Annotated in this window: 8 protein-coding genes; 1 reads left to right on the top strand and 7 read right to left on the bottom strand. The window is 64.3% G+C overall.

The features are described from left to right. The 6 genes from FK219_RS12835 to FK219_RS12810 all read right to left on the bottom strand — a co-directional run. Positions 1 to 368 (bottom strand): helix-turn-helix domain-containing protein (locus FK219_RS12835; protein ID WP_152584264.1); only part of this gene is annotated, 368 nt, incomplete at its 3' end. Between the two features lie 86 nt (positions 369 to 454). Further along, positions 455 to 1,498, bottom strand: coding sequence for a type II glyceraldehyde-3-phosphate dehydrogenase (locus FK219_RS12830; RefSeq protein WP_152584263.1), 1,044 nt, complete (start codon positions 1,496 to 1,498; stop codon positions 455 to 457). After that, positions 1,495 to 4,644, bottom strand: coding sequence for an HAD-IA family hydrolase (locus FK219_RS12825; RefSeq protein WP_328821697.1), 3,150 nt, complete (start codon positions 4,642 to 4,644; stop codon positions 1,495 to 1,497). The genes FK219_RS12830 and FK219_RS12825 overlap by 4 nt, the downstream gene beginning before the upstream one ends. A gap of 50 nt (positions 4,645 to 4,694) precedes the next feature. Next, positions 4,695 to 7,103, bottom strand: a complete 2,409-nt coding sequence (locus FK219_RS12820) for a phosphoketolase family protein (protein ID WP_152584262.1) — start codon at positions 7,101 to 7,103, stop codon at positions 4,695 to 4,697. Then, positions 7,100 to 9,472 (bottom strand): heavy metal translocating P-type ATPase, encoded by a 2,373-nt coding sequence (locus FK219_RS12815; RefSeq protein ID WP_168212716.1) that lies wholly within the window; start codon positions 9,470 to 9,472, stop codon positions 7,100 to 7,102. The genes FK219_RS12820 and FK219_RS12815 overlap by 4 nt, the downstream gene beginning before the upstream one ends. A gap of 26 nt (positions 9,473 to 9,498) precedes the next feature. Further along, positions 9,499 to 10,806: a multicopper oxidase family protein gene (locus FK219_RS12810; RefSeq protein WP_328821696.1), complete on the bottom strand. Its 1,308-nt coding sequence runs from the start codon at positions 10,804 to 10,806 to the stop codon at positions 9,499 to 9,501. 343 nt (positions 10,807 to 11,149) lie between these two features. Here FK219_RS12810 and FK219_RS12805 point away from each other — a divergent pair, with 343 nt between their 5' ends. Further along, entirely contained in the window at positions 11,150 to 11,455 is a 306-nt protein-coding gene (locus FK219_RS12805) for a transposase (protein WP_152584260.1), read from the top strand. Between the two features lie 165 nt (positions 11,456 to 11,620). On the opposite strand, the gene FK219_RS12800 is transcribed toward FK219_RS12805, so the two are convergent. Further along, the coding region (locus FK219_RS12800; protein WP_152584259.1) for an IS3 family transposase at positions 11,621 to 11,807 on the bottom strand (187 nt) is incomplete at its 5' end.

Genomic DNA, 11,807 nt, shown 5'->3' with positions numbered 1-11,807 from the left:
GGTCTTTTGCGCGGCTCGGGGGTGATGAGGCCGGCAGTGTGCAGGATGCGACGGATCGTTGATGTCGACGGTGGCCGGTGGCCTTCGCGCTCGAGGTGCCAGGCGATGGTCAGCGGGCCGGCATCGAGTCCTTGCGCGGTCAGCTCCAGGCGTAGTTCCACGACACGCTCGCGCACCAACTGGGTGGTCGCGGTCGGGTTCGAGTGGGGTCGCCGCGGCCGTGGGTCGACGGCGTCCAAACCGTTGTCGCGGTAGCGGGCCAAGAGGCGGTGTATGTGGCGTCGGGATACCCCATAGCGTTCAGCGGCGGCGCTGATGGTGAGCTCTTTCGCGATGATCTTCAGGACCACGACCCGGTTCTTCGACATGAGGGCGACTGTGACCTATGTCGCGACTCATCAGGGACGTATCAAGTGAGACCTATGTCATGAACTCAGACACTCGAGACCGTCGATCAGGGAAGCTGCGCTGAGAGGAAATCCTTTCGCATACCCAGCGTCGAGTCGGTGATCGCCATCGATGACGCGGCATCCGGAGCGAGCTTCGTCAGCGCGCGGATGGCGTCAATGGTCTCGGGAATGACGATCGCTTCGTTGTAGACCTGGTACGTCAAGAAGACCTCGTCGCCCTGAACTGTCACGAGGTCTTCCCATACCGCGACCTCCCACATGTCGCCTCGGGGACGGCCGAGGTCACGCATGAGTTCGATAGTGGAGTTCAGCGCCACGAGCCCGTCGGATATGCGGATGAATGCAATTCTCGGTGCCGCCCGAAGCGCGGCAATCACCTCGTCGCGAGTTGCGGGGCGGGTGAGTTGGATCGTCCAGTAGTGATTGTGCGTCTGGGTGTGGGCTCCCTTGGCAGCGATGGTGACGAGGTCAAGCCCGGGCAGAACGGTTTGGGCATCGGGGCCCTGATGCGAGGGGATGCTCGGCTCCGGCACCATCGTGTTCATAATGCCGCCCAAGTGCGACTCCCACGGGTCGGTCGCGCGCCGGATGAGGACCCCGCGGGCGCGCAGCAAAAGCCCGGCGGTGTCGAGCGCTCCGAGCACCCGCACGATGCTCGTGGTGTTACACGACACCACCCGCGTGGTGTCTCGTCCGAGGGCGCTGTCGTAGTTGGCTTGAGCGACGAAAGAGTGCCCGGTGGTCGCGTGAGACTCGCCCCCTTGGAAGACGGCCTTTACTCCGGCGGTTCGATACCGTTCCAGGTTGCCGGCGGCGACATGTTTGGGGGTGGTGTCGATGATGATGTCCGACAGTTCGACCAACTCATCGAGCGTTCCCCGTGGGCGCAGCCCCGCAACGGTCATCGCCAGCCTCGCGTCTTCCGTGGCCGCGAAGATCGGCAGTCGGTTGGCTACGGATGCGATCCGCCAGTCGGTGGCGATGTCTGCGACGCCGACGAGTTCCATGTCGGGTTGCATGAGGATCGCATCGGCGACGCGCTTGCCGATGACTCCGTATCCGTTGACGCCGACGGCAACTTTGTTCATGGACGTGCCTTTCTCTCATCGCGCGCCGCGGCGCTGGAATCAGGGTTCTGGGGGAATCGGTGGGATTCGCCGCCGGCGAGCAGTACCTCCGCCGTCTCGGTTCTGAAGCGTATGGGGGGTGCCGAGCTCGGCAACAGGTGAAGTCGCAGAGCTTCGTGGTCGAGATCCACGTCGATCCGGTGCCCGCGAACGGCGAACTGGAAACGCACTCTCGCCAATCGCGGCGGAAGCCTCGGCGCGAAGGTGGTCACCTCTGCGTGGAGTTGCATGCCGGCGAAAGATCGGGCGACGAGATCTACGGTGCCGGCCATCGCGCCGAGGTGGATACCTTCGCGGGTCGTTCCTCCTTGCGTGTCGTCAAGGTCGGCGATGAGCGCTTCTCGAAACAGCGACCATGAGCGGGCTTCATCAAGGTCGGCGAGAACGGATGCGTTCACGACTTGGCTGAGGGTGGAACCGTTCGAGGTGCGCTCTAGGTAATACGTGACGGTACGAACAATGTCGTCGTGCGAGCAGGGGTAGCCGAGTCGGGCGAGCTGGTGCCTCAGTTGGTCGTGGCCGAGCAGGTAGACGAGCATGACGACATCGGGTTGCTTGGCAAGCTTGTACCGATTGGTGGTGTCGTTTTCGGATTCGAGGATCAGATCAAGCCGCCCGATATTGCCGTAGCGCTCCCGGTAGCCGGCCCAGTCCAGTTCTACGAGACTCTCGTAGCCATTGAACTGGCTGAGAATCCCGTCAGCGTGCACGCAAATGGCGAGACGTTCGCTCACGTGAGCCCAGTGCTCGATCTCGTCATGACCGACTCCCAAACGGTCGGTGATGTCGTCGCGGAGATGACCGGCCAGTTCCGCGAGTGCTTCGCCAGCGCGCTGGCACACCCATGCGACCATCACATTCGTGTAGGTGTTGTCTCGAACTCCTGCACCCGGGGTGTCTGGGTAACCGTCGTGGTATTCGTCTGGACCCATCACACCCGTGATGTGGAAGCGGTCGGTCGCTTCGTCGTACTCGACGGAGGCGGCGAAATATCGGGCGACCTCGATGATAAGTTCGGCACCTCGCTCGGCGAGCCAGTCACGATCGGCCGTCACCTGGTAGTGCCGCCAGGCGTTGTACGCGACCGCGAGGCCGACGTGCTGTTGACGGCGGGAGTGGTCGGGCATCCATCTTTTGGATCGAGGGTTGTAGAGCTCGTGCGGTGTCTCCTCGCGCCCGTCGCTGCCGCTCTGCCACGGGAACAGCGCTCCGGGTAATCCGGTCGCTCGTGCTGCTGCGCGGGCAGATTCCAGCCGGCGCCATCGGTAGTTCAACACCCCCCGGGCAACGTGCGGCGTTCTCGGGCCGAGCACGGGCAGCACGAACAGCTCATCCCAGAACACGTGCCCTCGGTACCCCTCTCCATGCAAGCCGCGAGCCGGCACGCCGGCATCGAGATCGGCGGTGTGGGGTGACAGTGTCTGCAGCAGGTGGAAGAGATGAAGGTTCAGCGCGAGCTGGCTGCGCGGGTCAGCGTCGATCGTGATCGCGAAGCGCTCCCACAAACGCTCCCACGCCGCCTCGTGACGATGCAGCTCGCCTTCCGTGTCGCGCGCGAGAACCTGGAGTCGTTCGACTGCGGCCGTTCCTGGCGAAGCGACGGCCGAGTCGCGGGAGGTGAAGATCGAGGCCGTCTTCGTGAGCGTCGCCGGCCGCCCCTCTGTCAGCTCGAGCTCGACTGTCGTGCTCAACCGCCGCCCAGCTTCTTCGACCTCCCGAGGCCGCTGTGCGTCAGCGCCGGTGAGATTCACGCGGAGGGCGGTGGCGACCCGAATTCGGCTGTTCCGGGTCTCTACCTCGCAGAGCAGCGTGTCGCCGACCCGGGTGAACGTCGGTGACGTCAGGTGTGTGCTGTCTGACCCGATGTAGGCGGTCACGTTCGTGTTGCGAACCCCGGCGTCAATCCCCGCGCTGAGAGTGACGGGTCCACTCCATCCGATGGCGCGGATCGTCGTCTCGAGCACGGCCAGGTGGGGATCATGCAGGGAGACGAAGGAGCGTTGCACGACGCTCAGTTGCCGGCCCTGCGGACCGATCAGGGTCACATGACGAGTCGAGACGCCCCGACGCAGATCGAGCTCGCGCCGTTCGTCATACGTCTTCAGTCTTCCGCTGGACCACCACGGCCCGGCGCCAACGCGAATGTCAAGCGGGAGCCAATTGGGCACGTTGACGAGGTGCTCCTCCTCCAGACTGCGACCGTGGATGCTGCTGGTCAGGCGGTTATAGACCCCCGCGAGGTAGGTCCCCGGGTAGTGAGTTCCATCGTCGGAGTGTTCCGGGCGTGCACCTCGGGTGACGAGATATCCGTTGCCCAGCGCCGTCAAAGACTCTCGATGGCCCTCATGAGCTGGGTCGAAACCGTGGTACGTGAGTACCCACGGGTCGGTCGTCACGGCACCCAGGTCAAGCTCGCCCACGTCGTTCAGAACCACGTGGGCGCCCGCATCCTCGAACTCTTCACGGTGTCCCTGACGCGCGATGCCGACGACACGTCCGAACCCACCCCGACGGGCTGCCTCCACACCGGAAACGGAATCCTCTACGACTGCCGTGCGCTCCGGCGAGACGCCCAGCAGGCGCGCTGCCTCCAAAAACATCGCCGGATCGGGTTTGCCCGCAAGGCGCCGTTCGAGCGCGACCTGACCGTCGACCACCGTGTCGAATTGTGCGGAAAGCCCGGCCGCCGCAAGCAATTCGTGCGCGTTGCGACTTGCCGTGACCAACCCGACCGGGACTCCAGCCGTGCGGAGTCTGCCGAGGAGCGCCGTGGTTCCGGGGTAAACCGTCACCCCTCGCGCGCGCAGCTCGGCGAGGAAGAACGCGTTCTTGCGTGCCGCGAGTCCCGCCACGGTCCACGCCTCAGGCGAGTCCTGCGGCGTCCCCGGCTCCAGAGTGATTCCTCGGGCCGCCAGGTAGCCAGTCACACCATCTTCTCTGCTCCGCCCATCGACGTAACGGCGGTAATCCACAACCACATCAAAGGGCCTGTCGCGATCCAACACAGAAACTCGTGGGTCGCGAAGCACCTGATCGAATAGCTGTTTCCACGCGGCCGCGTGAATCGAGGCAGTGTTGGTGACCACGCCATCCATGTCGAACAGCACCGCCTCGTAGGGGTCAAGATCGTGAGGGTCTCGGGGCGGCGGAAGTGGGTTCATCGAGGTCGGTCGTCCGTGAGCGGCGCTCCGCCGCCATCCTGGCTCCATGTCCACTCGCGGATCTCGGGGAGATCTTGCCCGTGTTCTCGAATGTAGACATGGTGCCGAATTAAGGCGTTGCGTAGTTCTTCTCGCGCATGCCCTGAAATGTCTCGCAGACGCGGGATGAGGTCGATGGCGTTGATCGCCAAATGAAAGCGGTCGATTTCATTGAGCACACACATGTCGAACGGGGTCGTCGTCGTCCCCTCCTCCTGGTAGCCGTGAACGTGCAGGTTGGCGTGGTTCGCGCGACGGTAGGTAAGGCGATGGATGAGCGTCGGGTAACCGTGGTAAGCGAACACGACGGGCGCGTGTGTGGTGAACAGGGCGTCGAAGTCTTGGTCAGACAGGCCGTGAGGGTGTGCCCGGTCATCCTTCAACCGCATCAAGTCGACGACGTTGACCACTCGGATCCGCAAGTCAGGGAAATGGGATTTCAGGATCATCACGGCCGCGAGGGTCTCCATGGTCGGCACGTCGCCCGCGCACGCCATCACGATGTCGGGTTCTTGCCCGTCGTCGCTACTGGCCCACTCCCAGATTCCTATGCCCTTGGTGCAGTGCTCGATCGCCTGTTCCATGGTCAGAAACTGCAGCTGGGGTTGCTTGCCGGCGATGATGACGTTGACGTACTGCCGGCTGCGCAGACAATGATCGGCGACCGACAGGAGGGTGTTCGCGTCGGGTGGGAGGTACACGCGAATCACGTCGGGTTTCTTGTTCACCACGTGGTCGATGAATCCTGGGTCTTGGTGTGAGAAGCCGTTGTTGTCTTGCCGCCACACGTGGGAGGTCAGGAGGTAGTTCAAAGACGCGACCGGACGCCGCCACGGTATGCGGTTCGTCGTGGTCAGCCATTTCGCGTGCTGGTTGAACATCGAGTCGACGATGTGGATGAAGCCCTCGTAACAGGAGAAGAACCCGTGACGACCGGTGAGCAGGTAACCCTCTAGCCAGCCCTGCAAGGTGTGTTCAGAGAGGATCTCCATCACTCGACCGTCGACAGCCAGGTGATCGTCGTCGGCGACGGTGGCGGCGTTCCAGGCGCGGTCGGTGGCTTCGAGCACAGCGTCGAGCCGGTTGGAGTTGTTCTCGTCTGGGGCGAAGACCCGGAAGTTCTCCATGTTGGCGAGCATCACGTCGCGGAGCAGGCCGCCGAGCACGCGCGTGGACTCGCCAGTGGTCGTCCCGGGGCTGGAGACCGCCACAGCGTGGTCGCGGAAATCGGGCATCCGCAGCCCCCGCAAAAGAATGCCGCCGTTGCTATGGGGGTTGGCGCTCATCCGGCGGTCCCCGTCCGGATGCAGGGTCGCGATCGCCTCGATCGGGGCGCCGTCGCTGTCGAAGAGTTCTTCAGGCCGGTAGCTGCGCATCCATTCTTCAAGAATCGCGCGGTGCTCGTCGTCTTCGCGTGCTTGAGTGAACGGCACCTGGTGAGAACGCCAACTGCCCTCAACCTTTTTTCCGTCCACCACTTTCGGCCCGGTCCACCCCTTCGGGGAACGCAGCACGATCATCGGCCAGAGCGGTCGGCGCACGTCGCCGTCGCGCGCGCGGGCCTTGATCTCGTGGATCGCATCGAGGCAGGCGTCGAGCGCGCGCGCGAAGTCGTGATGCATCTGCGTCGGATCGTCACCCTCGACGTAGAACGGGGTGTGCCCATACCCGCGCAGCAAATGATCGAGCTCTTCTGGAGTGATTCTTGCCAGCACGGTCGGGTTGGCAATTTTGTACCCGTTCAGATGCAAGATCGGCAACACCGTGCCATCACGGGCCGGGTCGACGAATTTGTTGGACTGCCAGCTGGCCGCGAGTGGTCCTGTCTCCGCCTCCCCATCGCCGACCACCGCGGCGACGATCAGGTCGGGATTGTCGAACGCCGCCCCGTAGGCATGCGAGAGCGCGTAGCCGAGCTCGCCGCCCTCGTGGATCGACCCGGGCGTCTCGGGCGCGACGTGGCTGGGGATGCCGCCCGGGAACGAGAACTGCCGGAACAAGCGGCGCATGCCGTCGGCATCTTGCGTGATGTCGGGGTAAGTCTCGGTATAGGTTCCCTCCAGCCACGACGCCGCGACCGGACCGGGGCCACCGTGGCCCGGACCCATGACATAGATCGTGTCGAGATCGCGCTGCATTATGGCCCTGTTCAGATGGGCGTAGATGAAGTTCAGGCCAGGCGTCGTGCCCCAATGGCCCAGCAATCGCGGCTTGATGTGGTCGGGCAGCAACGGCTCGCGCAACAACGGATTGTCGAGCAGGTAGATCTGACCGACCGAGAGGTAGTTGGCGGCGCGCCACCAGGCGTCGATCTGCGCGAGCTGAGAATCACCAAGCAGGCGCGGCGCCGACGTTTTCTTTTTCATCGGATGCCCTCTTTCAGGCCTGCCACGGATGCCTCGATGGTGTCGAGGGGCGGGCGAGCAGAGGGTGCGGGCTGCACGGGCAACCGTAGCCGCTTGAGCAGGAGGGCGTTGATAGCGACGATCGCGCTGGAGCCAGACATCGAGATTGCCGCGATCTCGGGGCTGAGCATGACGCCAACGCCCACGAACACTCCGGCGGCGATCGGTAACGCGATGGCGTTGTAGCTGATTGCCCAACCGAGGTTCTGCCGCACCTTGCGCACCGTTCCCTTGCCGATTCGCAACGCGATCGCAACATCCAACGGATCCGAGCGCATGAGCACGACATCCGCGGTTTCGATGGCCACGTCGGTTCCCGCTCCGATGGCGATTCCGAGGTCTGCCTGTGCTAGGGCGGGAGCATCGTTGACTCCGTCGCCGACCATCGCGACCTTCTTGCCGGCGGCCTGCAACTCGGCGACCTTGGCAGACTTGTCTTGCGGGAGGACTTCGGCGATGACGGTGTCGATGCCCAGCAGAGCGCCGATCCGTTGGGCTGTCGCTTCGTTGTCACCGGTCAGCATCGCCACCTCGATGCCAGCTTCGTGGAGGGCCGCGATAGCCGCTTGGGCCGTGTCTCGGGCGGCATCCGCCAGTGCGATCACCCCCGCGGCTTTTCCGTCGACGGAGACGAGAACCGCGGTGCGTCCGGTCGAGGCCAACTGTTCGCGCTGGTCGAGGACCGTGCTGATGTCTACGTTTTCGGTGGCCATGAGTTTGCGGTTACCGACGAGTACACGGCGCCCGCTGACGGTGGCCCCGGCACCATGCCCGGGGACGTTGCGGAACTCGCTGGCGTCAAGCTTCTCGGCACCCTGGCCTTCGGCGTAAGAGACGACCGCTGCGGCAAGAGGATGCTCGGACTCCCTCTCCACTGCCGCCACGAGTGCCAGTAGTTCTAGGCGAGGGATGCCCACCTCGATGACGTCCGTTACTTCTGGTTCGCCCTTGGTGAGGGTTCCGGTTTTGTCCATGATGACCGTGTCAATGCGGGCTGCGGTTTCCAGCGCTGCGGCGTTCTTGAACAGCACGCCACGTTTGGCGCCGAGGCCGGTTCCCACCATGATCGCTGTTGGTGTTGCCAGGCCGAGGGCATCAGGGCAGGTAATGACGACCACCGTTATGGCGAACAGGAGCGCGGCCTGAGGTGTGGCGCCAAGGAATAGCCACACAGCGAAGGTCAGGCTGCCGCCGATGAGAGCGACGAACACCAGCCAGAACGCGGCCCGGTCGGCGAGGCGTTGCCCGGGCGCCTTGGAGTTCTGTGCTTCTTGGACCAGGGCGACGATTTGCGCCAGGGCCGTGTCGGCGCCGACCTTGGTGGCCCGTACCCTCAGGGTTCCGGTGGTGTTCACCGTCGCGCCGATCACCGCTGACCCGGGCGACTTTGTTACCGGGAGGCTCTCGCCAGTGACCATCGATTCGTCGACATCCGAGTCGCCCTCCTCGACCATGCCGTCGGTGGGGACTTTTGCGCCGGGGCGAACGAGCAGCAGATCCCCGGGCACCACCTCTGCGGTCGGAATTTCGACCGGCTCACCATCACGGAGGACGATCGCGCGCGGGGGTGCCAGCTCGAGCAGAGTGCGGATCGCGTCGTTAGCACCGCCGCGGGCACGCATTTCAACCCAGTGCCCGAGGAGCACAAACGATGTCAGCACGGTGGCGGCCTCATAGAACACTTCGCCGCCACCGGTCAGGGTCACGACAAGGCTGTAGATCCAGCCGGTGCCGACACCGACGGCAACCAGCACCATCATGTCGAGGGTTCGTGCGCGCAACGCCCGGAACGCCCCGTCGAAGAAGATCCACGCCGAGTAGAAGATCACCGGCAGAGAGAGGATCAACGCGAAGACGTCGTCCCGCAGACCGAAGGGCGCGGGCACGGTAAACCCGAACACTTCCCGGCCGATCGGCGACCACAGAGTGATGGCGACAGAAAGGATTGCTGCCACCAGAAAGCGGTTGCGCATGTCGCGGATCATCGATGCCATCGACATGTCGCCGTGTCCGCCACCGTGCCCCATCACGTCTTGGCTGCTTCGGGAGGGTGCCGCGTGCCCCGCGTGCGAGCCGCCCGTCGGGTCGCAGATGTGCTCGGGCACCGATTGCCCGGCACAGTGGTACCCGCAGTCAGTGATCCACGTGCGCAAGTCAGCTTGCGAGGTCGCCCCCGGGTCGTAGGTGACGGTGGCGGTTTGCGAGACCGGATTGGCTTCCACGGAGATAACCCCAGGTCGGCGGCGCAGCGTTGTCTCGACGATGGCTTTCGAAGAGGCCCACTGCACGCCGGAGACTTCCAGGACAACAGTGCGGATATCCGTGCTCATTTGAATCTTCTCTCTCGCGGTGGTGGTCACGACACCAGGTAGCCCAGGACGGTCATCATCCCGGACTCGGCATGGTAGACGTTGTGGCAGTGCGCCGCCCACAGGCCAGGGTTGTCGGCGTCAAATTCAACGGTGAGGGTCTTGCCGGGCAGGACGATCGAGGTGTCCTTCCGCGGGCCGCCGCCAGCATGCTGGTACGTGTGCCCGTGCAAGTGAAATGGATGCCACATCTGGGTCGTGTTCTCGATGCGCAACCGCACGCGTTCGCCCTCGAGCACGCCCAAGGCGCCTGCCAGGGGGTTGGCCGGGTCGAACCGGCGCCCGTTGATCGACCAGTCGTACGCCATCATCGAGCCGGTCAGCGTTGCCGTGAGTTCCCGATCGGCGGTGCGCTGTGGGAGGGAGACGTCAGATGTTGCGGACAGCATGCTCGCCGTCAGGACTGTGCGAGAGAGCTCCGGTATCGACGCCGCCGACACCGGCAGCCCGCCAGAACCGGTGTGGACGATCGCGAGGGCGTTCGAGTCCTTGCCCTCGGCGGCGGCGATAAGCGGAAACGCGCCGTCGGCCAGCGTCACGAGCGCGTCGTAGCGTTCGCCCATTCCGATGAGGATCGCGTCGGTGGCGACCGGGTTCACCGGGTAGCCGTCGCTGTGGGTGACGGTGAGCCGGTGACCGCCAAGCGCGACCCGGAATGCGGTGTCACTGGCTGCGTTGATGATGCGCAGGCGAATTCGAGTGCCGGCGATGCTCGTGAAGGTCTCGGGGTCGGCGGAGGGACGCCCATTAATGAGGAAGTACGGGTAGGCGACGTCACCGGCGTCACCGCCGAGAAGGCTCGAACGCGCGCCCATCAACATGTGGCTGCCCGACCCGCTCATCATCCCGCCCATCCCACTACTGAGCTCGGTGAGCACCTCGTCAGGGGTACCCGTCACACCGTCGAGCCAATCATCGAGAATGATGACCCACTCGTCGTCATAGCTGAGTGGTTCATGGGGATCCTCAACGATCAGCGCCCCGTATAAACCTCGGTCTAATTGCGGGCCGACGTGCGGGTGAAACCAATAGGTGCCGGGCTGGTCGGTGACGAACTCGTAGTTGAAGTCGCTGCCCGAGGTGATCGGAGCTTGGGTCGCCCCGGGCACACCGTCCATGTCGTTGCGCAGAGCCAGTCCATGCCAGTGCACCGAGGTGTCGGCCGGCAACCCATTTCGGAGCCTCGCCTGCACCGTGTCGCCTGCCGATACGCGGATGACTGGTCCGGGTATCGCGCCGTAACTCCACGTGTTCGCGATCGTGCCAGCGAGATCGATCTGGGTGGGAGCTGCCACGAGATCGATGCTCGTGACGCGGCCGGTGCCGCCTCGAGCAAGTTCCGCTGCTCGCACCGCTGGGCCGGAGGGGGTGATGTACCGCGGCGGTGCCGCGCATGCGGCCAAAGCCACAGCAGCGAGCGTGCCGGTACCCACCGCGAGGAACCCGCGCCGGGTCAGGCTGACCGTGGAGAGAGCGGAGTTCATGTGTGCCTGATCATGTCAATGACATGGTCCCGCTCTTGCCGAGGTGGCGCAAGGGTCGAAGGTCCCGGTCTTGGATACGCAGCTTCCCGGCCAACAAGGGGGACTGTGAATCGGCCTGACTTTCGTTCCGTTCTTCAAGCAAGGATGGAACACGATGAACAGAAGATATTCGCCGGAGATGCGTGAGCGGGCTTTGCGGATGCTCGCGGAGGCACGGCCGGAGCACCCGACGATGATGAGCGCGGTGCGTCACGTGGCCGGGCTGCTGGGCATGAGCGCGGAAACGCTGCGATTGTGGCAGCGCCGTTACGAGGCCGACGCGGGCGTCAAGCCCGGTCTGACCACGGATGCGGCGGCGGAGATCAAGCGGCTGCAGAAGGAGAACGCCGAGCTGCGCAAGGCGAACGAGATCCTCAAGGCTGCGAGCGTGTTTTTCGCGAAGGAGCTCGACCGCCCCTGACCGAGATGATCCGGTTCATTGACCTGCACCGGGATCGTTTCGGGGTCGAGCTCATCTGCCGAGTCCTTGGACCGGCAGTCCAGGGGTTCCTCACCTCCCGCGGTTACCGCGCCGCCGTCGGACGTGTGAATCCCCCCGGCGTGTTCGGAGAGCGTATTGCTGGTGTCAGCCCGCTTGTTCGAGGGGCTCGGTCAGAGCATATTCGAGCTGCTCCAGTTCGATCGGGGTGAGGCCATCGATCGAACTGTGGATGCGTTCGGTGTTAAACCACTGCACCCAGTCCGCGGTCGCGGCCTCGACCTGATCGACGTTTCGCCAGGGCCCTTCGTGATGGATCAACTCGGTCTTATAG

This window comes from Microcella pacifica, assembly GCF_009371975.2.
In the GTDB taxonomy this organism is placed as follows: Bacteria; Actinomycetota; Actinomycetes; order Actinomycetales; family Microbacteriaceae; genus Microcella; species Microcella pacifica.
Note: the sequence above shows the minus strand (reverse complement) of the source record. Positions and strands in the feature narration are given on the sequence as shown.